The sequence below is a fragment of the Chelatococcus sp. HY11 genome (assembly GCF_018398335.1).
Classification (GTDB): Bacteria; Pseudomonadota; Alphaproteobacteria; order Rhizobiales; family Beijerinckiaceae; genus Chelatococcus.
Genome location: NZ_JAHBRX010000002.1, coordinates 658571 through 681361, shown reverse-complemented (window position 1 = coordinate 681361; position 22791 = coordinate 658571). Strand labels below are relative to the sequence as shown.

Here is a 22791-nt window from a genome sequence, read left to right as displayed (position 1 = left end):
TATTATTGAATTATGCTGAATTGATATTTCTGATTTATCAATCAGGGCCAGTCTCGACCTCTGCGTCCGGCGAAAGCCACAGGATATCCTTGCCGAACCATTTGGCTATGTCCGCCGCCGCGACCGGCTGATCGGCCGCGCCGGAATGGGATCCAGGGCGTCCCCGGGCGCCGACGATCCCGACGTGATCAATGCGCCAATCAGCGGCAAACCCGCGCTTTGTGTCAACGGATGAATGCCGGTCCGGGTTGACGGCAATGAGGCCGAGCGCGGCCTTGCTTTCCCCATGGCCGGTGGCTCCGAGGGCGAGCGTCAGCCGCGCGCCGTCGCGCAGGAAGAGCGGCATCCTGTCGAGCGGGACGTCATGGATCCGCCAGGCCGGCCCGCTCACCCATTCATCGGCCAGCACGTCGTACCAGTCGCCATGCGGCAGATAGACCGCGCGGGTATTCCCGTAGAACGCGACGGGCGCGACCAGAATATCCGGTCCCAGCATGAATTGCTGGTCCCAGTCGTTGATCCCGCTCCAATCGATATCGGGGAAGGCGAGCGGCATCATGCGCAGGAGAGGGAGACCGCCGTTGGCGGCTTCCTGGCCGTAATGCTCGAAGATCGGTCGAAGGGCGAGGTGCAGCCTCGCGTAGTCGGCATAGATGGCCGTCGACGCCGCATCCATGTCCCATGGCTCCCGGCAGCCCAGGCCGTGCAGCATCATCAGCGGCGTGAAACAGGCGAACTGTGTCCAGCGCGCGAAAACCTGCGGCGTCGGCGTGCCGAAATAGCCGCCGAGGTCGCTGCCGATGAACGACCACCCTGAGAGATTGGCGCTCTGGACGGCACGGATCGCGGATGGCAGGCCGGTCTTGGGACAGAAGTCCGACGTCTGGTCGCCGCTCCAGATGGGCGCGCGGACGCGCGGCGAGCCAGAGCGGCTGATGATCGCCGGCGTCTTGCCGTCGAAGGCCGCGATCGTCGCCTCGAGATAGTAGCGCACGAAGGCGTTGTGAGCGCGTCCACCGGTTTCACCGGAGTGGAGCACGGCATGTTCGGGGAGCTGTTCGCCGAAATCGGCCTTGAAGCCAACGCTCCCCCGCTCGACGAGGCCGCGAAGATTGCCCGACCACCAGGCGCTCGCCTCCGGATTGGAGAAATCGATGAGCGCGGCCACCACATTGGGATTGGCGCCGGGACGGCGTGTAATCAGTTCACCATTGCGATCGACGATCACATATCCCTTGGAGCGGGCATAGTCGAACGACTTGGTGCCGACGACGACCCAGGGGCAGAGCCAGAGATAGATGCCTGTTCCGTCCTTGGCCATGTCCGACACCATGCCCCAGGCGTCGGGATATTTGACGGTATCGAAGGCGAAGGAGTGGACCTCACTCGCCCAATAGGCGTCGATGAGCTTGATCGCCATCGGCAGGTTGAGGTCGGCATGGCCGGCGACATCTGCCGCGACCGTCGCTGCATTCTCATAGCGCCAGTCACCCGCCTTCCAGAGGCCGAAGAAATGCGGGTCCGGCATCAGCGGCGGGCCGATCCGCGCGATCAGCGCCGCATAGAGCTCCGCAAGGCCGCCGCGGTCGATATCGAGCGTCAGGCTCTCACCCTCGACCTGGACCCGCAAAACGTTGGGATCGAAGGGCGCGGCGATGTGGAAGACGGCCGGCGCCTCGTCGGGCAGGAAGAGCGAGTAGCCGAGCGTCGTGGCGATCCAGGGGCTCGGCAGATAGGTGCCGTTGCCGAGGCCGAAGTTCTCCAGATAGTAGCGGACTGACTGGCCGCGCAGGTCGAGCGTCTCGAAACGCTCGCCGCCGCCGAAGGCCTGGAACTTGGCCGGCACGGCGAAAGCGATCTCGACGGCAGCGGCTCCCGGGCGGGTGACGACGATCCGCGTCCCGCCGCCGGGCGTCTCCGTGGTGCTGACGGCGCCGCCCGCCTCGGCGAAGGGCACGGTCGTCCACGAGCCACCGGAGGCGCGCCAGCCGATGCTCACGGGGCGATGGGCGGCGCCGGCATGGGAAGCGCCAGCCTCGCTGTCTGGCCGGATGTCAGGCATGGTCCACCTTCACACCGAGCTGGCGACCGAGATGCGAGACGGCGTCGCGCCAATGGCCGTAGACTGCCGTGACATGGTGCTCGTAGCCCTCGTCGATGAACTGTCGGACCAACGCCTCCGCCGTACTGTTCGACGGGCGGAAATACCCGGCGGCGCGGTTCGCGCCGGACCGCTGATCCTCGATCACGCCCTCGGTCACGAAGATCCGCAAGGCTCCATCGGCGCGCATGGACAGGCGGAACAGGGTCATCGGGCCGGCGCGCAGCGGAAAGGTCTCCTGTTTCAGGACGGGATCGAGCGAACGCGGTCCATCCGCCAGCCGCGGGCTGACGCCATAGTGCCACAGCACGAGACGATTATGGGCGCGGTCGATGCCGGAGATATCTGTTAGGAAGGGCAGGGAGGCGGGATCAAAGGCCCGCGCGACAAGGGCGGATACGGCGCCCATGACATCGCCTTCCGGCGCGATCGGCGTTGCGCGATCGGAGAGTTCGCCGAGCGCGGCCCAGGTGCCGCGGAAATCCTCCGCATAGAGAATCTCTGGCCAGTCGCGCAGCGCGATGGCATCCGCCTTGACGGCATCGAGCCCGGACGCAAGGCGCGCATAGGTCCGTCCCAGCGTGGCACGGCCAGCCTCGGCCTCGCCGCCGTCGAAGCTCGCTTCGGCCCAGCGCGTGGCGCCGGCCTTCTCAGCCTCGGCCGTCGCCTTGCAGCCTTCGAGGAACCGTACGAGCGTCATCTGCTCGATGGTGACGCCGAGCGCGCGCTTGAGCGCCCAGGGGTCCACGGCGAGATTCGTGAACCAGTCCGCATGGCTGCCGACGAGGGCAACGCGCGCGCCCCTGACACGCGTGTTGGCGCGCGCGGCGGCCGCGAAAGCCGCCAAGTCCCACGCGAGCGCGTCCTCGCCCGGATTGCCCATCAGCAGGGTGAAGCGATGGCCGAAGCGCGCGAGCGTCGATGCCCAGAGCTGCGCGCCACAGAGCGAGTTGGTGATGATGGCGTCACTTTCCTCAAGCGCCCAGAGGGCGAGGGGCAGCGCGCGACCCCCGATCGCGGTCAGCACCTCATGGAGAAGGTCGGCGGTGCAAAAGGTTGAGAGCTGGATCACCAACCCGTCGAGATCGCCCAGATCAAGGCTTTCGAGCGCCGCCGCGCAGGTCGCGCGGTCGCGTGCCAGCGTACCGGCGACAGCAAAGCGCCCGGCGAGCCGTTCCTCTCCAACGAGATCCTGCGTCCGCGCGATTAACGCCTGGGCCGCCGCTTCCGGAAAGAGCGAGGACGCGACGAAGAGGATACCGACCCGGCTCTCGCCCGTTGCGGCGGCCTGGTTTCTTGTCAGCATTTAGGCGATCTCCTCCAGCGCGGTCTGGGAGTCGGCTCTTGCGTCCAGTCCTCCACCGCTCACGAAACAATAGGCTGCGTAATGAAGCGCCGCCCGCGGATCATTGCCGATCGACGGCGCGATGAAAGACAGGCTCAAGCGCCGCTCGTCGAAGCCGCCGAGCAGGCTCTCGTCCAGCCCGGCGATGATGGCCGCGCGATCTTCCTCCGGCATCAGGGACGGCCAGCCGCTGATCACCACCGAAGAGAGGGGGTGCAGGTTCAGCGCATTGCCGAGCCCGAGCCCCAGCATGACGAGCCGCTCCCGCAGCACGGCGCGTGCGTCGCCGTCGAGATCAAGCATGTCGATGAAGCTGTCGCCGCGATGCAGGATCTCCCCGGCGTCGAGGTTGAGGATCGACGAGATCGCCCTCAGCGACGTGTAGGCCTCGATGCAGCCCCGGTGCCCACAGCGACAGGCGAGACCGTTGCGCTCGATCACCATGTGGCCGATCTCGAAGGGCGAGAAGGCGTCGATCGAGGCGGCTTCGTTGACGATGACACCGGCCACGCCGTGGCCCACGAAGAGGAAGAGGTGGTTGCCGGCCACCGGATAGCGCGTGCTTTGGGAATAGCGCTGGAAAGCGGCCTGCGCGACGACGGAGTTGGTGAGTTCAAGCGGCAAGCCCGGAAGGGCATCGCCGAGAACGCCACGCAGGCGCGCGACATCCCAGGGGTAGATTGGATTGCCGGCCTCACGGCCATAGCCGGGAATGGAGAGGGCAGCCTGGCGAAGGGTGATGCCGCGCGTCTGTGCCCACGCCAGCATGGCGGCAGCGCTGCGCCGGAACAGCTGCTCGAACGCGTCCTGATCGAGCTGTGGCGAGGCCGGCATCCTGTCCACATAGTCGAGCGTGCCGGCGAGGTCGCCTATGCCGAAGGAGAGCCGGCTGTTGGACAATTCGATGCCCGCAATGGCTACGCTTTTGCTTAGTGTAACAAGAGAGGTCGGCCCGCCGCTGTAGGGTGCCGGATGGCGGACTTCTTGAACGAGATTTTCGCTGCGTAACTCGGCGAGAATGCGTGAGACACTAGCCTCGGTCAGCTTCGTTTCACGCGCGATCGCCGAGCGAAAGGCGCCGCCAGTGCGCAATAAGTTCTCGAGCACGGTGGCCCGTGTCTCTCTCCTGCTCCTGGGGGCGGCCCGTCCCAACATTGTTTATCCGTTATATTTACACTATGTAATTATTGTGCTTTAAAAAGAAAAATTGTCAACACGGGAGCGAGACGAAAGTGGCAGAGTTGACACTGCGGACCGTTGAAAAGCGGTTTGGCAACGTCCAGGCCGTGAAGGCCGTCGATCTCGATGTGGAACACGGCGAGTTCATCGTTCTGGTGGGCCCGTCCGGCTGTGGAAAGAGCACGCTGCTCAGGATGATCGCCGGGCTGGAGGAGATTTCTTCCGGCGAGATCATGCTTGATGGCAGGAGCCTGAATGCCGTTGCGCCGCGCGACCGCGACATGGCCATGGTGTTTCAGGACTATGCGCTCTATCCCCATATGACTGTGGCGGAAAACCTCGGCTTCGCGTTGAAGATGCGCGACATGGCGGCCTCCGAGATCGACGCCAAGGTGCATGAGGTGGCGCGGATGCTCGAGCTCGACGCCTTGCTCGATCGCAAGCCGAAGGCGCTCTCCGGCGGCCAGCGCCAGCGTGTCGCGCTCGGGCGCGCGCTGATCCGCGACCCCAAGGTCTTCCTCTTCGACGAGCCGCTGTCGAACCTCGACGCCAAGTTGCGCGTCGGCATGCGCATGGAGATCCGAAAGCTGCAGGTGGCGTTGGGTACTACCAGCATCTATGTGACGCATGATCAGATCGAGGCCATGACCATGGCCGACCGCATCGTCGTGCTGAAACTCGGCGAGGTGCAGCAGATCGGGACGCCCATCGAAATCTATCAGAAGCCGGTCAATAGTTTCGTCGGGACCTTCATCGGCTCTCCGCCGATGAGCCTGGTGCCGGCCCGGCGGAAGGTGGAGGCGGGACAGTCAGTCCTGTCGTTCGGGAGCGGCCACGATATCCGCCTGCCCGCCACGCGCGCCGAGGCTCTGGCTCGCGCCAATGTCGACCGTGTGGAGGTCGGCCTCAGGGCCGAACATATCGCGCTCGTTACTGACAGCGATGGCAATGGCGCGGATTTCGTCTCCGATGTCATCCTCGTCGAGGAGCATGGCGCCGATTCCATCGCCGTGGTGACGCTGGGCGAGCGCGAGGTCATGGCGCGGGTGAAGCCCGGCGGTGCCCATGTGGGTGACAAGGCGCGCCGCTTCCGTCTCGATGTCGACGCGCTCCATTTGTTCCATCCAGAATCGGGCGAAAGACTTGCATAGCGCCGAGGACACGGAGGTCTTCTGCCTCGGTCTCGCCATCCAGGACACGATCCTGTCGGTCGCGTCGATCCCGCGTGAGCCGGTCAAGATCTACGCATCCGCCCGCCGTGACGTCGGCGGTGGCCCGGCGGCGACGGCAAGCGTGGCCATTGCCCGGCTGGGTGGGCGGGCGAGCTTCGCCGGCCGGCTAGGCGATGATCCGACCGGGGCGGTGCTCCGTCGTGAACTCGATAATGAGAAGGTCGACGTGACGTGGTTACGCGACTTCGCGGGGTTTCAGTCGCCTGGCTCGATCATCCTCGTCGATCGCCAGGGCGAGCGCCTCATCGTCGCCTATGCCGATCCGAATTTGCCGCGTGATCCCGGCTGGTTAAAGCCGCAGAGCCTCGGCAATGCCGTGCTATGCGATCTGTCGTGGCCGGAGGGCGCGATGAAATGCCTGACCGCGGCGCGTGATAACGGCATTCCCTCCGTGCTCGATGCCGATATCTCGCGCCATGGCCGGGATGAGGTCGCGGCATTGGTCGCCACGGCTGATCACGTGGTCTTCTCACGTCCCGGGCTGGCGCAGTTCACGGGCACCGACGGGATCGAGGCCGGTCTGCGCGAGGCGGCCCGGCCCGGCCATGCGCTCATCGGCGTGACGGACGGGGCCGACGGCCTGTTCTGGCTCGACGGCGGGCGCGTCCGCAACGCGCGGCCGCCCCAGGTCGATGTGGTGGATACCGTTGGCGCGGGCGATGCGTTTCATGGCGCCCTGGCGCTCGCTCTCGCACGGCGCTGCCCCCTCGACCAGGCGATCGCCGTCGCCAATGCGGTGGCGGCGTTGAAATGCACGCGGCCGGGCGGGCGGGCCGGCCTGCCCACGTGGGATGCGCTCCGCGACTTCAGCCCATCTCTCGATGTCGGCTGGTACAAGACGTCGTAGAGCCAATCCGCCGTTGCGGGTTGGTTTTCCGCGCAATCGGCGAGCGGATCGACCGCGTTGTGTAGCTCGATCAGCGGCGGGTCCGGGACATGTTCAGGTCCACGGCAGCCCGAATGAGGGCTTTCAACGCCTCCGGGTCGATTGCCTCGCCCTCATGGATATCGATGGCGCGCCGCGTATTGCCATCGAGGCTCGCGTTGAAAAGGCCTGATGGGTCTTGAAGAGCCGCGCCTCTGGCAAAGGTCATTTTCACGATGCTCTTGTAAGTCTCGCCAGTGCAGATGATTCCGCCGCGAGACCACACAGGGACACCTCTCCACTTCCATTCCTCGATCACCGCGGGATCGGCTTGGCGGATCAGGGCGCGGATCTGTGACAGGACATCGCCGCGCCAGTCACCGAGTTCCCGGATCCTCTCATCGATCATCTGAGAGGGAGGCCGCGCCTCCCCAGTTCCGCTCTCGCCCATGACGTGATCGTCTCCGCGTTGCTCGTGCGCCCGTGGGGCTGGCCTCAATCCAGTGATCCACAGCAAAGACCCTGGTCCGCCCTAAGGGATCCAGCCGGGAAGTTTCGAAGCTTGTCTGATCCAGCTTGCGACCAGCTTTTCGTCGAGCTGCTCCCCCTCATAGATGTGGAAGTAACGCGTATTTTGATCCTTTGACGCAACCGGAGGAAGAGGTTCAAGCGATCTGCCCCGGAAGAAAGCTACCTTGATGTATTTGGTGAGGCAGTGAAAGCTAAGAAACCAGCCTTGGTCCTCCACACCATAAAACGGCGAATTCCATTTGACCGCTTTGCGCACGTCAGGAACGGTGTGTGTGATGAGCGCGTCCAGACTCGCGCCGGCGGCACGTTTCCAGCCCGGCATGGCGGCGATATAGGCCTGCACGGGCGCGTCGCCGTCAGCCTTCGCAATCTGAGGATTGCCGCCCGAGAGAAGTACAGGCTTGCCGGCGGGTTGCTTGAGTGTTGCCTCCGGGATCTGCCTGGGCTTGCTGGAAGTCTTCCTGGTCATTGCATTCACCATGGACGTGAAGGGTTTGGACCTATCATTCGGATCGCGGCACTTCCGGATCGGGCGCGGTGAGGCCTCGTCCTCGCGACCGGCTTATATAGCTGTGCTGCGCTTGCGACATGAAAGGATGCCCCGCTGGCCGCGCCCGTCACCGCAATGCTCTCGAGGCGCTCTGTCCTCCGAGCCGAGAGCTCGTGAACCGCTCGACACCGATCAGCAGGCCATCGATAAGCACGGCCAGCATGGCCACGATGATCCCGCCCTGAAGTACGAAAGCCTGGTTGTTCGATTGCAGGCCGGCGATGATGACCTCACCGAGCCCCTTTGCGGCGACCGTGGAGCCGAGCGTGGCGGTGCCGAGGTTGATGATCGTGGAAATTCTTATTCCGGCGAGGATCACCGGCAGCGCCAAAGGCAGTTCCACCTGAATGAGGCGGTGACGTGGGCTCATTCCCATGCCTCTGGCCGCCTCGCGAGTCAGGGCTGGGACCTGCGCCAGGCCCGTCAGCGTGTTCTCGAAGATCGGCAACAGACCATAGAGGAAGAGCGCGATGAAGGTCGGTATCTCGCCGAACCCGACGAGCGGGACAGCGATCGCCAGGACCGCCACCGGTGGGAAGGTCTGGCCGACATTCACGAGGCTGCGCGAGAGAGGAAGAAACTCCATTCCGCTCGGGCGCGTGACGAGGATGCCGAGGCCGACGGCGAGGAGCGTGCTCGCGCATGTGGCAACGAACACGATCGTCAGGTGGGAGAGGGTCAAGGACAGTAGCGAGCCATGGTTGTAGATCGGCGGAGCGTTGTTCTCCGTCAGTGGCCTGAAAAGAGGCGCAAAGGAATTCGGCGACAGGATGAACGCCAGGAGCAGGACGAGGACCAGAGCGCGTCCGAGAAGGCCGGGGTTCTTCATTCGGAGAGCCGCATCGAGGAGCGGCCATGGGCGATGATCCCCGCCACGCTGACGTGCCCGCCGGACCGTCCCTGTTCCGGCGCGACAGGAAGACGCTCGGCCCCGGTCCAGATCAAGCGCGAGAGCGCGTCCCTCAGATTGAGGTCGGGGTCGACGGGTGAGCCTGGCACGTCGCCCGGCTCGACCGCATTACGTACCTTGGCGAGTGAAAGAAGCCGAAACGGACGCTCGGACGATCCGACAAGGCGCTCCACGAAGCCTTCCGCCGGTCGGATCAGCAACTCCGCCGGCGTGCCATATTGCAGGAGCTTCGCTTCATGCATCACGGCTATGCGATCACCCAGATGGCAGGCCTCTTCCAAGTCATGGGTAACGAGCATGATGGTCGTGCCGAAACGGCGTTGGATGCCGAGCAGATCGTCCTGCGCCCTTCTCCGGATAAGCGGGTCGAGCGCCCCGAAGGGCTCGTCCATCAGGAGCAGGCCGGGCTCTGCGGCGAGAGCCCGCGCGACACCGACACGCTGCTGCTGTCCGCCCGAGAGCTGGTGTGGAAACTTGCCGGCGAACTCGCCCGGATCGAGCTGAAACAACGCGAGGAGTTCAGTCACGCGCTGGTCAATGCGGCTTGCGTCCCAGCCGAGCAGGCGAGGGACCGTCGCGATGTTGCGGGCGACCGTCCAGTGAGGGAATAGGCCATTGCCCTGGATGACATAGCCGATGCGGTGCCGCAGCGTGTCTTCGGGAATGGTCATCGTGTCACTGCCATCGATGAGCACGCGGCCGGAGGTCGGCGCGATCAACCTGTTGACCATCCGCAGCAGGGTTGATTTACCCGCTCCCGAGGTGCCGACGACCACCGTGATCGTGCCGGTCTCCACGACCATCGAGACGTCGTCCACGATCGTCGTTCCGCCGATACGTTTCGTGAGGTGCTCGATTGCGATCACGCTATCCCCCTCTCAGCGACATCGACCATCGCATCGAGAATGACAGCTGCGGCGAAGGCCATAGCGACGATGGGAATGGCACCGAGCAGAACGAGATCCATCGCGGTCTGACCTATACCCTGGAAGATGAACGTTCCGAGGCCTCCGCCGCCGATCAAGGCGGCGACGGTGGCGAGCCCGAGATTCTGGACGAGCACGATGCGCATTCCAGCCAGAACGATCGGCAGGGAGAGCGGCAGCTCGACCTGGTAAAGCTGCTGCCGCCGCGACAGGCCCATGCCGCGCGCCGCGTCCACGACCGCCGGAGAGACCTGGGCCAGCCCCACCACGGTGTTCGCGACGACGGGCAGGAGGGAATAGAGAAACAGGGCGACGAAAGCCGGAGCGGCGCCGATGCCCCGGATCCCGACGGCATGCGCCAGTGGTACGGTGCCGGCGAGATAGCCGAGCGGCACCATGAGGATGCCGAAGAGTGCGATGCTCGGGATCGTCTGAATGATGCTGAGCGTTTGCAGGGCCGCGACACGCAGCCTGGGTCGTCGATGACACAGGATGCCCAATGGCACGCCCGTGATGACCGCGCTGACGAGTGACCCGATCGCGAGGATGAGGTGCTGGTGGATCTCGCGGCCGAAGCTGTCCGACCGGTTGGCATATTCCTTCATCACCGCGAGGTCATTCCAGGCGCCGGAGGCGATGATGAGCCCCACCATCAGGCCGGCCAGCGCGAGCGCGGCAACGCGCGCCCAGGGCGAAAAATTAAGGCGCGTCATCGAGTCGGCGAGGAGCAGAGCCAATCCTGAGGCAAGCAGCCAAAATCCGACGGCGGGGGAGATGCGCGCGAAACTGTTGCCCGGCGGCGTGAGCCACGTCGCGGCGAATCCCACCACCGGCAACAGGACCGCGAGGCCGATCGCGGCGGCGGCCAGGCGGCCCCCAGGCGGCCGGACGAAAAGCGCGACGGCGGCGGCAGCCAGAACGACTGACACAAGCGCCGCGACCCCGAACCAGGGCAGAGCCTCGAACAGCGTGAAGGGTTGGCCGCTGGCGATACGATTGGCGCGAACGGTCACGAAGGGCGCGGGCCATAGGCCCAGCCCCAGAAAAAGTGCGATGACGATCCCTAGCCGGTCAAACGACAGGCGCCTGCCGCGGAGCGGCCAGTCGTATCGCTTCATCCGCCGTGGGTTTCGTGAGAGAGGTTGCAGATCCTCATTTCACGAAACCTTTGGATTTCAGATAGTCGGTGGCGACGGCCTTTGCAGGCTCGCCGCCGAGCTGAACCCGGGCATTGAGCCCCTGGAGCGTGGTCAGGTCCAGCGACTGGAAAATCGGCTTCAGAATGTCCGCGATCTTCGGATTGTCCTTCAGGACCGCCTCGCGAACGATCGGGGCGGGCGCATAGACAGGCTGCACGCTTTTGTCGTCGGCAAGCACCACCAGATCCGACGCCGCGATGCCACCATCCGTTCCATAGACCATGGCCGCGTTCGAGCCGTTGGTTTTTTCCGCCGCAGCCTTGATCGTTGTCGCTGTATCGCCTCCCGACAAGACGATCAACTGATCGGGCTTCATCGCGAAGCCGTAGGCCGTCTGGAAAGCGGGCAGGGCGGCAGCCGAGTTCACGAATTCCGCGGAAGCGGCGAGCACAGCCTTGCCCCCGCCGGCGACCCACTTGCCGAAGTCGGACATGCTCGCAAGCTTGTTGGGCTCGGCGACATCCTTGCGAACGGCGATGGCCCAGGTGTTGTTCGCTGGCGCCGGAGCCAGCCAGACGATCTTGTTCGCATCATAGTCGAGCGTCTTGGCGGCTTCGAAACCCTTCGCGCTATCCTTCCAGAGCGGATCGTCGGCCTTGTTGAAGAAGAAGCCCGCGTTGCCCGTATATTCGGGATAGATATCAATCTCGCCGGCTGTGATGGCCTTTCGGACGACGGGCGTCGCGCCGAGCTGAATGCGATCCTGCGTCTTGATGCCATTGGCATTCAGCGCGATCTGGATGATGTTCCCGAGAACCGAGCCCTCGGTGTCGATCTTGGATGAGACCACCACATCCGCATGCGCGGCCGGAACTGCGGCTCCGAGGACGAGCCCGGCGGCAAGTATTGTCGTGAACAGCTTCATCGGACGACCTTCCTTGGCAATTGCTCGGATGATCTTAGATCCTTCTGAGCATTAAAGGCAGCCCCAACCGGTCACGGAGCGGCGGAAGGACAACCCGCACTCGCCGAGGGAGTTCCCGCCGCGATCGTTGAGATAGCCACTCCCGATTCCACTGCGGCGCGGGTTCTCGCCGCATGCTGGTTGATCGGAAGCATACCCTCCCCACGCGAGGACGAATTCTCAGGATCAGGACCTCACCACACTATAAAGCCAGGCCGTGGTGTGCGATAAGCCGCCGATCCCAATCGTGCATCGGACGGACAATGATAATTTCAGCTCCCACGGATTATCGCGAGGCCGCACGTCGGAAGCTGCCGGGCTTCCTGTTCCACTATGCCGACGGGGGCGCCTATTCCGAGCATACATTGCAGCGCAATGTCGCTGATCTCTCGGCTGTCGCGCTGAAGCAGCGCGTTCTCAAGAACATGTCTTCCCTAAGCCTGGAGACGGAACTCTTCGGACGGAAGTTGACCTTGCCGGTCATCATCGCGCCTGTCGGCCTGACCGGCATGTATGCGCGGCGAGGGGAAGTGCAGGCCGCGAGGGCCGCCCACAAGAAGGGCATTCCATTCACGCTCTCCACTGTCTCGGTCTGTCCCATTGAGGAGGTGCAGAAACAGTCGCCGTCGCCGATATGGTTCCAGCTCTATGTGCTGAAGGACCGCGGCTTCATGCGCAACGCCCTGGAGCGTGCGCAGGCCGCGGGCATCAACACCCTCGTCTTCACGGTCGACATGCCGGTGCCGGGCGCCCGCTACCGCGATGCGCATTCCGGCATGTCCGGTCCCTATGCCAATATTCGCCGTATGCTGCAGGCAGTCACCCATCCGTCCTGGGCATTCGATGTAGGGCTCATGGGTAAGCCCCATGATCTCGGCAATATATCCGCCTATCTCGGCAAGCCCACTGGCCTCGCTGACTATATAGGCTGGCTTGGCGCGAACTTTGATCCATCCATCAGCTGGAAGGACCTTGAATGGATCCGCGAGTTCTGGAAGGGCCCCATGGTGATCAAGGGAATTCTTGATCCCGATGACGCGCGCGACGCCGTAACCTTTGGAGCCGATGGCATCGTGGTCTCCAACCACGGTGGACGACAACTGGATGGCGTCCTGTCGACGACCCGCGCCCTGCCGGCCATCGCGGAGGCCGTGCAGGGCCAGATCAAGATCCTGGCGGACTCCGGGATCCGCACCGGCCTCGACGTGGTTCGCATGATCGCGCTCGGCGCTGACGCGGTGCTGCTCGGCCGGGCCTTCGTTTATGCGCTGTCGACGGCGGGCGAGGCAGGGGTGACTAACCTCCTCGGCCTCTTCGAGAAGGAAATGCGCGTAGCGATGACACTGACAGGTGCGCACAGCATCGGCGAGATCACGCGCGACAGCCTCGTCAGCTGACGGGTCGCGTGCTGCCGGCAGGCTGTGGGTGTGAGGCGTTCAAGAGCCGGCTCTCCCTGGGGAGGCCGTGGTTCCTGCGCGGGGGGCTGAGGGCGTCCTCACAGGAGTGACCTTGCGATCATCTCCAGGCCCAGCAGCAACAGGCACCCCAGGAACCATCGCCGGAAGGTCGCCAGGCTGATCCTTATCCGCAGCCTCCGCCCCGCCCACATGCCGGCGAGCGCCGGGCCGACCGCCAGAATTGAGACCGCCAGGTTATCCGCTCGAAACGCGCTGTGCCAGGCGAGACCCGCCGCCAGCGCGATGGTTGAGATCGTAAAGGACAGGCCGAGCGCCTGCACCAGATCGTCTTTTTCCAGGCCGAGCGCCTGGAGATAAGGCACGGCGGGTATGACGAAGACGCCGGTGCCGCCGGTGACCAGACCCGTCACCACGCCGATGACAGGCGCAAGCCACCGCTCCAGACCTGTGGAGACGCGAAACGGACGTAGAAGAAGTGCATAGACCGCGTAGACAACCAGCGCTGTGCCAAGCGCGGCGGTTGTGAAGCGCGTATCGCCACCGCTGATAAGCGACGACGCTGTGACCGTGCCGAGGATGATCGCCAGCATCATCGGCCAGAACCTGCGAAGAAGCGCGCCGAGGTTCGGCCCTGCCAGAACCTGCCAGACATTGGTAACGAAGGATGGGACGAGCAGCAGTGTCGCGGCAAGGAGCGGGGACATCAGCGCGCCGAGAAGGCCCATGGCCACTGTCGGCAGGCCCATGCCCGTGACGCCCTTCACGAGCCCGGCCACAAGGAAGGTCGCCGACACCGTAATAATGAACGTGATTGATACCTCAGCCATGACTGCTGGATAGCAGAGCCTGCCGCGCGCGCAATGCGGATAATCCGCCATCAGACTTCGGCTGGCCCGAAGGCTGAAGCTCAGGTACAGTGACGCATGCGCTTTGACGTGGCAGACCTTCGTCTCTTTCTCGCCGTGGTGGAAGCCGGCAGCATCACCCGTGGCGCCACCGACGCCGGCCTCTCACTGACTGCCGCGAGCGAGCGACTGCGTGACATGGAAGCGGACGGAGGCGTCAAGCTTCTCCACCGTGGCCGGCGTGGCATCATGCCGACCGAAGCCGGCGATGCGCTCGCCCATCATGCCCGGCTCATCCTTCGCCAAATGGCGCAGCTGCGTGGGGAACTGGGTGAATACGCAAGCGGCTTCCGCGAGACGATCCGCATTCTGGCGAATACGGCCGCGCATGCAGAATTCCTGCCCGCGAGCCTGGCGCCCTGGATGGCCGAAAATCCCCGGATCGATGTGGAATTGAAGGAGCGGCAAAGCGCCGAGATCGCAAAGGCCGTGTCGCGAGGACTGGCTGATATCGGCATTTTCTCCGATGCCGTCGAGACGGCGGGGCTCGAACTGCGGCCCTTCGCGATCGACCGGCTGGTTGTCATCGTCGCAAGAGATCATCCGCTTGCAGCGCGGAAACATGCCCTCCTTAAGGATATCATGGACGAGCGCTGCGTCGGGCTCATCGACGGAGCGCTGCAGGAGCACATTGAGGCGAAGGCCACAGGCCTTGGCGCGCGGCTCAAGATGAGGATCCGGATGCGAACCTTTGAAGGCATTTGCCAAATGGCGGCCAGCGGTGTCGGCTTCGGGATCGTGCCGGAGGCGGCAGCCCGCCGCCATGTGAGATCCGGCAAGATTGCCATGATCCGGCTTTCCGACGATTGGGCGACCCGCCGGCTGGTTGTCGGTGTCCCTATGGACGCGCATCTGACCGCGCCTCTCCGGGACCTGCTGCAGCATCTGTCGGCCGGAACAGCCGACAAGCCTGCGCTGCGGAAGTCCGGCTATATCTGACGGGCAAAAAATCCACCGTGTGCCGCGCTCTAGGGCCAATCGATATTCAGCGTTCAGCTGCCATGGCCGGGCTTATTATCCTGGCCATCCCGATCTATTGGGGCGCCTTTCCTGTCGGCATCACAGTAAACAAGCTCGTGATGCCGGTGGTATCTCCTTGGCAATGCCTGAATATTGATTGAACCTAAATTTTCTGCTCTCGCAACAAGGTCACGGCTTCACGGAGGCCGGTGCCTGCCGAGCTCTCGATAAGCACAAAATGGGCATCGCGGATCTCGTCCAGCACTTCAGCCTTCAGTGCATCCGCGGCCTTAAGCAGCAACGCGAATCCGCACATCAAAGGCGCTTCATCAGGATTGTGCTTGATGCCCCGAACATAGCTGCACGGATGATATCCGAGGGCGGTCATTGCAACGCGTTGGTGCTCCGCCAGGGAGGCATGACGCCGAGACGTCGCATGCGGCGATGCACGGTCGTACGGTCAAGGCCGAGATCGCGCGCTACCGCGGAGACGTTCCATTGCCGGGCGATGAGCACCGCGATGAGCTGGTCGCGGTCTGACGCGGTTGGCGAGCCCCCGGCGGGGCCGAGCGGCACCGTTGTTGCGTGCGGGATGTCTTGCGTTCGCGTCGCTGAATTGGCTTCCGCGATCCGATGCACGATGTCCGGAAGGTCTTCCCGCCGAATGATTCCATCACACGCCACGGCGCAGGCAAAATCCAGGGCATTCGCGAGTTCGCGGATATTGCCCGGCCAGCCATAGCTGCGCATCGCCACCATCGCCTCATGCGCGATTGCGAAACGCTCTCCCGATTGTGCCACCCGCTCAGCGAGCAGCCGTTCCACCAGCCAAGCGAGATCAGCGCGTTGTCGCAAGGAAGGAAGGGTCAGAATGGCGCCGCTCAGGCGGAAATAAAGATCCTCGCGGAAGCATCCCGCCTTCACTTCGGCCACGAGATCGCGATGGGTCGCGGCGATGACGCGGATATTGACCGGGATCGGCCGTGATCGGCCGAGTGGCGTGACCTCGCGCTCCGCGAGCACGCGCAGGAGGCGCGTCTGTAACGTGAGCGGCATGTCGCCGATCTCATCGAGGAACAGCGTACCGCCGTCAGCCTCGATGACGAGACCTTTTTTGCCCTTCGCGGCCGCGCCGGTGAAGGCGCCGGGCTCGTAGCCGAACAGCTCGCCTTCGATCAGTGTTTCAGGCAGTGCGGCGCAGTTGACAGGGATGAACGGCTTGCCCGCGCGGCCGCTCGAGGCGTGGATCGCTTTCGCGAGATATTCCTTGCCACTGCCGGTCTCGCCGCAGATCAAGAGGCTCATCTGCGTGTTGACCAGCTTGGCGGCGCGGACGGCCACATGATGCATCCCCGGCTCGTCCTGGAACAGCGCTTGTAGTGGCTTGGGCAGGGCCGGTTGCGGGGCCTCATTTGCTGGAAGCCCCACCGGGCGGCTGGGCGGAGGCAAAGTTTGGGCAAAGAACGGCACGCCGCTTGCTGACAGCCGGACCATGCGCTGGGCGGCGGGGCGCGAATGGGCGAAACGCGGCAGATCATCGACGGCGAGGTCCAGAAACTCCGAGATAAGGCGCCCGACCAGTGGTCGCCCGTGATCCGGTGCTCTGTCCTCGCGACGCATCAACTCGCGGGCCATGTTGTTGAAGCCGAGAATGCGTCCCGATCCATCCACGGCCAGCACATGGGCCGGCTCGACATCGGCGAATTCGGGCGAGGCGGCGAGCTTGATGATCCATTCGCGCCGGAAGCGGTTGATGAGATTGGCCGTTTCGATCTTGTGGGCGAAGGATTTGACAAACTGCAACGCCAGGAACTGGCTTTCCTTCGGGCTGGGCGAGCGCAGCGCCGAGATGTCGAGGACAGCGGCCAGGTTGCCTGCTGGATCGAACACGGGAGCGGCCGTGCAGGTAAGCGGGATATGCGTCGCGTCGAAGTGGTCCGTCTGATGGACGACGAGCGCTTCGCCGGTCGCGATGCAGGTGCCGACGGCGCAGGTCCCGGCATTCTCCTCGTGCCAGTCCGCGCCCAGATAAAGCCCGGCGCGCATCAGGTTGTTGTCAAAGGTGGGATCACCGATGAAATCGACGGTAATGCCTTTGGAATCGGTGAGCAGCATCACATAGCCGAGCCCGACGACCTGCCGGTAGAGCGTCTCCGCTCCAAAGCGCGCCGTCTGGAGAAATTCCTCCATAGCCTCCTGATGTTCGCGTAGACGGGCCTGCGTGACAATGCAGGGAGCGCGCAGCACCTCGGGGTCGAGATTGTGCTCGCTGACGCAACGCCGCCAGGAATCCTGGATGATGGCGTCCCGCCGCGTCGTCTGGCCGTTCGCCGTTCGCACAAGCTCGTCAATATGCGCAGCCTGATCGTAGCGCATGGCATCCTCCCGGAGGCGGATTTTTTGTTGTTGCGGGCGGAGTGTCGCCCCGATCGGCGGTTCCCGCAAGCATCGTGATGGCGACGACCGGGCACGGTGGGTGTGTCCCGCATGGTATCGGCGCCACAGGTGTCGCGCCATGCGCCACAGCTGTGGCGCCGCTGCCGCAGCTCCTTTCGGCTCAGGAGGTCGGTCTGATCAAGTAAAATCAATAAGTTAGCGAGCAGCATGGTGTTGGCCCGCGACTTGCGGAGATGGCGGCAGAAAAAAATCGGGATGGAGGAAGGAACGAGGGATGACGCCGAGGGTCGGGATTATCGCCAATCCGATTTCAGCGCGAGACATTCGCCGCGTCGTCGCGAGCGCCAACAGCGTGCAGATCGCGGATCGCGCGAACATCGTGTTGCGGGCATTGGCCGCACTCGCCGCCTGCGGTGTCGAGGATGTGGTGATGATGCCGGAACGGGGCGGTATCGGCGGGCATGTATTGCGTGGCATCGAGCGTTCGCGTCAGCGCGGTGAGGCGCGCTTTCCGCGGCTCAATTTTCTCGACATGAAGATTACCGGCACGGTGGAGGATACGCGATGCGCGGCGCGGATGATGACCTTGGCCGGGGATGTGGCCGTCATCATCGTGCTGGGCGGTGACGGCACGCACCGCGCGGTGGCCGGGGAATGCGGCCCAGTGCCGATTGCCGGCATCTCGACAGGAACCAACAACGCTTTTCCCGAGCATCGGGAGCCGACCATCACCGGTCTCGCCGCAGGTCTCGCGGCCATGGGGCTCGTGCCGCCGGCCATCGCCTTCGCTGACAACAAGATTATCGAGGTGAGCATAGACGATGGCGCGCCGGAGATCGCGCTGGTCGATGTCGCCATCGTGACAGATCGCTTCGTCGGTGCCCGCGCCCTGTGGCGGACCGAAACCTTCCGCGAGCTCTACGTGACCTTTGCCGATCCGGAGGTGATCGGCATGGCGGCTATCGCGGGTCTCGTGGAGCCGGTGACGCGCAGCGACGCTGGCGGCCTTGCCCTGACGCTCGGCCCGGCCGCGACCGCGAGGATGCGGGCGCGTGCACCGATTGCGCCGGGTCTTGTGGAGATGGTCGGGATCGAAGCCTGGCGCCGCATGCCAGCCGGCATGGTTTTCAAACCGGCGCTTACCGCCGGCGCGATTGCCCTCGATGGGGAGCGCGAACTCTTCTTCGATCCCCACCAGGACGTGGCCGTGACCCTCGTCGACCAGGCCTTCCATACCGTCGACGTCAAAGCGGTCATGCAATTCGCCGCCCGCCAGGGGCTGCTGTTCGACAGGTCACCCGAAGCCGTCAAATCGTGACAACCGAGGAGGAAACCAGGACATGACCAACAATCCGTTCCCGCTTTCGAAGGACGAACTGCTCGCCGCCTATCGCACCATGCGCACCATCCGCGATTTTGAGGAAAGGCTGCATGTGGAGTTCGCCAAGGGCGATATTCCCGGCTTCGTCCATCTCTACGCCGGCGAGGAAGCCTGCGCGGCGGGCATCATGAGCCACCTCACCGATGTCGATCGCATCGCCTCCACGCATCGCGGCCATGGTCACTGCATCGCCAAGGGGGTCGACGTCCACGAGATGATGGCGGAGATCTATGGCAAGGCGACAGGTGCCTGCAGGGGCAAGGGCGGCTCCATGCATATCGCCGATCTCTCCAAGGGCATGATGGGGGCCAATGGCATTCTCGGGGCGGGCGCACCGCTGATCTGCGGCGCGGGCCTCGCGGCAAAATTCAGAGGTGACGGCGGTGTCGGCATCACCTTCTTCGGGGATGGCGCGTCAAACCAGGGCACCGTGCTGGAAAGCATGAATCTCGCCGCCATCTGGAACCTGCCGGTGATCTTCGTGGTGGAGAACAACGGTTACGCGGAATCGACCTCGGTCGAATACGCTACCGCCGTCGACTCCTATGTGGACCGGGCTTCCGGCTTCGGCCTGCCGGGCGTGACGGTGGATGGCACGGACTTCTTCGCCGTCCATGAAGCCGCCGGCGAGATCATCAAACGCGCCCGGGAGGGCGGCGGACCAGCGCTGCTGGAATGCAAGATGATCCGCTTCTTCGGCCATTTCGAAGGCGATGCGCAGGCCTACAAGGCCAAGGGTGAGAACGACTACAACCGGGCCAACCGCGACTGCCTGAAGATATTTGCCGATCGCGTCACATCCGCCGGCGTGGTGAGTGCTGCCCAAATCGCGCTGATCGACCGCGAGGTCGCGGCTCTGATCGACGACGCCGTCGACAAGGCCAAGGGCGCACCGCTGCCGACCGCGCAAGACCTCCTGAGCGACGTCTACGTCACCTACTGAGCGATGCCGCGAACAGAACTGCAGAACACAGCAACAGAGGAAACGAGATGGCCCGCAAGATCAGCGTGAAGCAGGCGATCAACGAGGCGCTGGACCTCGAGATGCGCCGCGACCCCACAGTTATCGTACTCGGCGAGGACATCGTTGGCGGCGCCGGTGCGCCCGGCGAGATCGATGCCTGGGGCGGAGTGCTAGGTGTTACCAAGGGGTTGCATGCCAAGCACGGCAACCGGTTGATCGATACCCCCCTGTCGGAGAGCGCCTATATCGGCGCCGCAATCGGAGCCGCCGCCTGCGGCATGCGGCCGGTCGCCGAGCTCATGTTCCTCGATTTCATGGGCGTGTGTTTCGACCAGATCCTGAACCAGGCGGCGAAGTTCAAATATATGTTCGGCGGCAAGGCTAAGACCCCGGTCGTCATCCGCGCGATGGTCGGTGCCGGTTTCCGCGCCGCCGCGCAGCATTCGCAGATGCTAACGCCGATGTTCACCCACGTGCCCGGGCTGAAGGTGGTGTGCCCCTCCAACGCCTATGACGCCAAGGGTCTGCTGATCCAGGCGATCCGCGACGACGACCCGGTGATCTTCTGCGAACACAAGAACCTCTACGGGCTTGAATGGGACGTGCCGGCTGAATCCTATGCCATCCCCTTCGGTGAGGCGAATGTGATGCGCGAGGGCGAGGACGTCACCATTGTCAGCTACGGCCTGACCGTTCATCGCGCGCTGGAGGCGGCCGACACGTTGGCCAAGGGCGGGGTGCAGGCGGAGGTAATTGACTTGCGTACGCTGTCGCCCATCGATTGGGACACGGTTATCGAAAGTGTGGAGAATACCGGACGTCTCGTGGTCGTCGACGAGGCTAATCCGCGCTGCTCCATCGCCGGAGATATCGCGGCCCACGTGGCCCAGAACGCCTTCGGGGCGCTGAAGGCGGCGCCGCAAATGGTCACCGCGCCACATACACCGGTGCCGTTCTCGCCCGTCTTGGAGGACCTCTACATCCCGTCGTCCGACGCCATCGTCGCGGCTGTGAACAAGACGACTGCACGCGCTCTTGCGGCGTGAAGGAGCTTTCGATGAACGAACGGATCAAGCCGATCGTCATGCCCAAATGGGGCCTGTCGATGTCGGAAGGCAAAGTGACCGGCTGGCTGAAGTCAGCCGGTGCCAAGATCGCGGTTGGCGACGAAATCGTCGAGGTTGAGACCGACAAGATCGCGGGTGTGGTGGAAGCCGGTGATGCGGGCACGCTGCGCCGCGTATTGGGAGAGCCGGATACGATTTATCCGGTCAAGGCCTTGATTGGCATCATCGCCGCGGACGACGTGCCTGACGGCGAGATTGACGCCTATGTCGCCGAATATGCGTCCCATGCGGCGGATGAGAGCGAAGAGGAGGAGGCGGCGCCGCGCTATGAATTCGTGGATACGCCCGCTGGCCGCCTGCGCTATGCGAAACGCGGCGATGGCGAGCAAGTCATCATCCTCATCCATGGCTTCGGTGGTGACCTCGACAACTGGCTGTTCAATATCGACGCGCTCGCCGAGGCGTGCACCGTCTACGCGCTTGACCTGCCTGGCCACGGCCAGTCCGACAAGGCGGTGAGGGAGGCGAGCCTCAAGGGCCTCTCCGACGCTGTCACCGGCTTCATGGACGCCCTCGGTATCAGCTTGGCGCATCTCGTCGGCCATTCCATGGGCGGGGCGATTGCTGCGCAAACAGCGCTCGACCACCCGGACCGCGTTTCCTCGATCACGCTGATCGGCTCAGCCGGCCTCGGCGCGGAGATCAACAGCGGCTATACCGACGGATTCGTCGCCGCCACTTCGCGCCGTGACCTGAAACCGGTTCTGGAGCAACTGTTCCACGATCCGGCGACTGTCACCCGCCAACTCGTCGACGATCTCCTCAAATACAAGCGGCTCGACGGCGTGGATGAGGCGTTGCGGGCGCTCTCCAGCGCCTTGTTCCCGGGTGGGCGGCAGAGCGTGGTGCTCGCTGAGGCGCTGATGGCCGCCTCGACGCCGGCGCTCGTCATCTGGGGCGAGAGCGACCGGGTGATCCCGGCCGCCCACGCCGCCGCGCTCGGCGACCGGGCGAGGGCGGAGGTGATCAGCGGCGCCGGCCACATGGTGCAGATGGAAAAGGCGGGCCGCGTCAACGACCTGGTCATCGCTCACATCAAGGCCTGACGCGCACTTCGCCCAAGCTGAAACAGAGGCCGCCGCGCGCGCGGAGGGTCAAGGAGGAAACATGCCTGATCTCAAGGACAAGAGCATCGTCATCACCGGCGCGGCCGGAGGCATTGGCGCTGCCATCGCCAAGGCGCTCGGCGCCGATGGCGCCCGCATTACCGTCGCGGATCTTTCCCATGACGCTGCCAGCAAGGTCGCGGGCGAAATCACGGCGGCGGGCGGCAAGGCGATAGCCGTGGCGGTGGACGTGCGCGAGCGCGCGCAGGTCCGCGCCATGATCGACAGTGCCGTCGCAGCTTTCGGCCGGCTCGACGTTCTCTTCAACAACGCGGGTGTCGCCCAGACGAAGCCCTTTCTCGACATCACCGAGGAGGATTGGCGCTTCGTTACCGACGTGAACGCGCTAGGCGTGCTGATCGGCATGCAGGAGGCGATCAAGACCTTCCGCAAACAGGGGGGTGGCGGGAAGATCATCAACACCGCTTCCATTGCTGGCAAGCAAGGCTACGAGCCACTTGCGCATTACTGCGCCTCGAAATTCGGCGTGGTGGCGATGACGCAGGCGGCCGCGCGCGCCTTCGGCAAGGAGGGTATTACCGCCAATGCCTTCTGCCCGGGTGTGGTGGCGACGCCGATGTGGGACACCATCGACAAGGGGTTCCGGGACAGTGGCCTTACGCACAATGTCAACGAGGCGTTCGATACCTTCGCCGCGGGCGCGGTGCTGGGGCGTCCGTCGCGGCCGGACGATCTCGTCGGTGTGGCACGCTACCTCGCGTCGGCGGATTCCGACTTCATGACCGGCCAGTCGTTGCTTGTCGACGGCGGCATGGTCTTCGTTTGAGAAA

Annotated in this window: 21 protein-coding genes; 9 read left to right on the top strand and 12 right to left on the bottom strand. The window is 64.3% G+C overall.

The features are described 5' to 3' along the window. Nucleotides 1-37: 37 nt before the first annotated feature. The 3 genes from KIO74_RS24120 to KIO74_RS24110 are packed head-to-tail and all read right to left on the bottom strand — an operon-like array spanning nucleotide 38 to nucleotide 4553. Nucleotides 38-2062 carry a TIM-barrel domain-containing protein gene (locus KIO74_RS24120; RefSeq protein WP_213337486.1) on the bottom strand — a complete coding sequence of 675 codons (2025 nt, stop codon included), beginning with the start codon at nucleotides 2060-2062 and terminating at the stop codon, nucleotides 38-40. After that, a complete protein-coding gene (locus KIO74_RS24115) occupies nucleotides 2055-3407 on the bottom strand; it encodes a hypothetical protein (protein ID WP_213337485.1) in 1353 nt (450 codons plus the stop codon). The genes KIO74_RS24120 and KIO74_RS24115 overlap by 8 nt, the downstream gene beginning before the upstream one ends. Continuing rightward, complete coding sequence (locus KIO74_RS24110) at nucleotides 3408-4553, bottom strand: ROK family protein (protein ID WP_213337484.1); 1146 nt, start codon at nucleotides 4551-4553, stop codon at nucleotides 3408-3410. A 125-nt stretch (nucleotides 4554-4678) separates the two neighbouring features. Between KIO74_RS24110 and KIO74_RS24105 the strand changes: the two genes are divergently transcribed. Further along, complete coding sequence (locus tag KIO74_RS24105) at nucleotides 4679-5776, top strand: ABC transporter ATP-binding protein (RefSeq protein WP_213337483.1); 1098 nt, start codon at nucleotides 4679-4681, stop codon at nucleotides 5774-5776. Then, nucleotides 5769-6704: a PfkB family carbohydrate kinase gene (locus KIO74_RS24100; protein ID WP_213337482.1), complete on the top strand. Its 936-nt coding sequence runs from the start codon at nucleotides 5769-5771 to the stop codon at nucleotides 6702-6704. Before KIO74_RS24105 ends, KIO74_RS24100 begins: the two co-directional genes overlap by 8 nt. A gap of 70 nt (nucleotides 6705-6774) precedes the next feature. On the opposite strand, the gene KIO74_RS24095 is transcribed toward KIO74_RS24100, so the two are convergent. The 6 genes from KIO74_RS24095 to osmF all read right to left on the bottom strand — a co-directional run bounded on the left by KIO74_RS24095 (nucleotide 6775) and on the right by osmF (nucleotide 11703). Next, nucleotides 6775-7173, bottom strand: coding sequence for a DUF1801 domain-containing protein (locus tag KIO74_RS24095; RefSeq protein WP_213337481.1), 399 nt, complete (start codon nucleotides 7171-7173; stop codon nucleotides 6775-6777). 81 nt (nucleotides 7174-7254) lie between these two features. Beyond that, entirely contained in the window at nucleotides 7255-7722 is a 468-nt protein-coding gene (locus tag KIO74_RS24090; RefSeq protein ID WP_213337480.1) for a DUF1801 domain-containing protein, read from the bottom strand. A 148-nt stretch (nucleotides 7723-7870) separates the two neighbouring features. Then, on the bottom strand, nucleotides 7871-8632 hold the full coding sequence (locus KIO74_RS24085) for an ABC transporter permease (RefSeq protein WP_213337478.1): 762 nt from the start codon (nucleotides 8630-8632) through the stop codon (nucleotides 7871-7873). Beyond that, entirely contained in the window at nucleotides 8629-9579 is a 951-nt protein-coding gene (locus tag KIO74_RS24080) for an ABC transporter ATP-binding protein (protein ID WP_213337476.1), read from the bottom strand. The genes KIO74_RS24085 and KIO74_RS24080 overlap by 4 nt, the downstream gene beginning before the upstream one ends. Continuing rightward, nucleotides 9576-10757 carry an ABC transporter permease gene (locus KIO74_RS24075; RefSeq protein WP_213337475.1) on the bottom strand — a complete coding sequence of 394 codons (1182 nt, stop codon included), beginning with the start codon at nucleotides 10755-10757 and terminating at the stop codon, nucleotides 9576-9578. Before KIO74_RS24075 ends, KIO74_RS24080 begins: the two co-directional genes overlap by 4 nt. A 34-nt stretch (nucleotides 10758-10791) precedes the next feature. Next, nucleotides 10792-11703, bottom strand: a complete 912-nt coding sequence (gene osmF / locus KIO74_RS24070; protein ID WP_213337474.1) for a glycine betaine ABC transporter substrate-binding protein OsmF — start codon at nucleotides 11701-11703, stop codon at nucleotides 10792-10794. Nucleotides 11704-12005: 302 nt separating this feature from the next. On the opposite strand from osmF, the gene lldD reads away from it, so the two are divergent. Then, nucleotides 12006-13139, top strand: a complete 1134-nt coding sequence (lldD, locus tag KIO74_RS24065) for an FMN-dependent L-lactate dehydrogenase LldD (RefSeq protein WP_213337473.1) — start codon at nucleotides 12006-12008, stop codon at nucleotides 13137-13139. Nucleotides 13140-13237: 98 nt separating this feature from the next. On the opposite strand, the gene KIO74_RS24060 is transcribed toward lldD, so the two are convergent. Further along, entirely contained in the window at nucleotides 13238-13987 is a 750-nt protein-coding gene (locus KIO74_RS24060; RefSeq protein WP_213337472.1) for a sulfite exporter TauE/SafE family protein, read from the bottom strand. A gap of 96 nt (nucleotides 13988-14083) precedes the next feature. Here KIO74_RS24060 and KIO74_RS24055 point away from each other — a divergent pair, with 96 nt between their 5' ends. Further along, entirely contained in the window at nucleotides 14084-15004 is a 921-nt protein-coding gene (locus KIO74_RS24055; protein ID WP_213337471.1) for a LysR family transcriptional regulator, read from the top strand. A 184-nt stretch (nucleotides 15005-15188) separates the two neighbouring features. On the opposite strand, the gene KIO74_RS24050 is transcribed toward KIO74_RS24055, so the two are convergent. Further along, nucleotides 15189-15413, bottom strand: a complete 225-nt coding sequence (locus KIO74_RS24050; RefSeq protein WP_213337470.1) for a hypothetical protein — start codon at nucleotides 15411-15413, stop codon at nucleotides 15189-15191. After that, the gene (locus KIO74_RS24045) at nucleotides 15410-17401 is read right to left on the bottom strand and encodes a sigma-54-dependent Fis family transcriptional regulator (RefSeq protein WP_213337469.1); all 1992 of its coding nucleotides are present in this window, start codon (nucleotides 17399-17401) and stop codon (nucleotides 15410-15412) included. Before KIO74_RS24045 ends, KIO74_RS24050 begins: the two co-directional genes overlap by 4 nt. A gap of 295 nt (nucleotides 17402-17696) precedes the next feature. Between KIO74_RS24045 and KIO74_RS24040 the strand changes: the two genes are divergently transcribed. The 5 genes from KIO74_RS24040 (at nucleotide 17697) to KIO74_RS24020 (ending at nucleotide 22787) form a co-directional block, all read left to right on the top strand. After that, a complete protein-coding gene (locus KIO74_RS24040) occupies nucleotides 17697-18740 on the top strand; it encodes an ATP-NAD kinase family protein (protein WP_213337468.1) in 1044 nt (347 codons plus the stop codon). 22 nt (nucleotides 18741-18762) lie between these two features. Then, nucleotides 18763-19746, top strand: coding sequence for a thiamine pyrophosphate-dependent dehydrogenase E1 component subunit alpha (locus KIO74_RS24035; RefSeq protein ID WP_213337467.1), 984 nt, complete (start codon nucleotides 18763-18765; stop codon nucleotides 19744-19746). Nucleotides 19747-19793: 47 nt separating this feature from the next. Continuing rightward, nucleotides 19794-20813, top strand: coding sequence for an alpha-ketoacid dehydrogenase subunit beta (locus KIO74_RS24030; protein ID WP_213337466.1), 1020 nt, complete (start codon nucleotides 19794-19796; stop codon nucleotides 20811-20813). Between the two features lie 11 nt (nucleotides 20814-20824). Further along, nucleotides 20825-21940, top strand: coding sequence for an acetoin dehydrogenase dihydrolipoyllysine-residue acetyltransferase subunit (locus KIO74_RS24025; protein ID WP_213337465.1), 1116 nt, complete (start codon nucleotides 20825-20827; stop codon nucleotides 21938-21940). A 61-nt stretch (nucleotides 21941-22001) separates the two neighbouring features. After that, complete coding sequence (locus tag KIO74_RS24020) at nucleotides 22002-22787, top strand: glucose 1-dehydrogenase (protein ID WP_213337464.1); 786 nt, start codon at nucleotides 22002-22004, stop codon at nucleotides 22785-22787. The last annotated feature ends 4 nt before the right edge of the window (nucleotides 22788-22791 follow it).

Excerpts from the sequence above, each read along its gene's own strand:
- KIO74_RS24045 (WP_213337469.1), bottom strand. The coding sequence starts at position 17,401 with ATGCGCTACGATCAGGCTGCGCATATTGACGAGCTTGTGCGAACGGCG.
- KIO74_RS24020 (WP_213337464.1), top strand. The coding sequence starts at position 22,002 with ATGCCTGATCTCAAGGACAAGAGCATCGTCATCACCGGCGCGGCCGGA.
- KIO74_RS24055 (WP_213337471.1), top strand. The coding sequence starts at position 14,084 with ATGCGCTTTGACGTGGCAGACCTTCGTCTCTTTCTCGCCGTGGTGGAA.
- KIO74_RS24085 (WP_213337478.1), bottom strand. The coding sequence starts at position 8,632 with ATGAAGAACCCCGGCCTTCTCGGACGCGCTCTGGTCCTCGTCCTGCTC.
- KIO74_RS24115 (WP_213337485.1), bottom strand. The coding sequence starts at position 3,407 with ATGCTGACAAGAAACCAGGCCGCCGCAACGGGCGAGAGCCGGGTCGGT.
- KIO74_RS24025 (WP_213337465.1), top strand. The coding sequence starts at position 20,825 with ATGAACGAACGGATCAAGCCGATCGTCATGCCCAAATGGGGCCTGTCG.
- KIO74_RS24035 (WP_213337467.1), top strand. The coding sequence starts at position 18,763 with ATGACCAACAATCCGTTCCCGCTTTCGAAGGACGAACTGCTCGCCGCC.
- KIO74_RS24090 (WP_213337480.1), bottom strand. The coding sequence starts at position 7,722 with ATGACCAGGAAGACTTCCAGCAAGCCCAGGCAGATCCCGGAGGCAACA.
- osmF (WP_213337474.1), bottom strand. The coding sequence starts at position 11,703 with ATGAAGCTGTTCACGACAATACTTGCCGCCGGGCTCGTCCTCGGAGCC.
- KIO74_RS24030 (WP_213337466.1), top strand. The coding sequence starts at position 19,794 with ATGGCCCGCAAGATCAGCGTGAAGCAGGCGATCAACGAGGCGCTGGAC.
- KIO74_RS24095 (WP_213337481.1), bottom strand. The coding sequence starts at position 7,173 with ATGGGCGAGAGCGGAACTGGGGAGGCGCGGCCTCCCTCTCAGATGATC.
- KIO74_RS24040 (WP_213337468.1), top strand. The coding sequence starts at position 17,697 with ATGACGCCGAGGGTCGGGATTATCGCCAATCCGATTTCAGCGCGAGAC.
- KIO74_RS24050 (WP_213337470.1), bottom strand. The coding sequence starts at position 15,413 with ATGACCGCCCTCGGATATCATCCGTGCAGCTATGTTCGGGGCATCAAG.
- KIO74_RS24060 (WP_213337472.1), bottom strand. The coding sequence starts at position 13,987 with ATGGCTGAGGTATCAATCACGTTCATTATTACGGTGTCGGCGACCTTC.
- KIO74_RS24120 (WP_213337486.1), bottom strand. The coding sequence starts at position 2,062 with ATGCCTGACATCCGGCCAGACAGCGAGGCTGGCGCTTCCCATGCCGGC.
- lldD (WP_213337473.1), top strand. The coding sequence starts at position 12,006 with ATGATAATTTCAGCTCCCACGGATTATCGCGAGGCCGCACGTCGGAAG.
- KIO74_RS24075 (WP_213337475.1), bottom strand. The coding sequence starts at position 10,757 with ATGAAGCGATACGACTGGCCGCTCCGCGGCAGGCGCCTGTCGTTTGAC.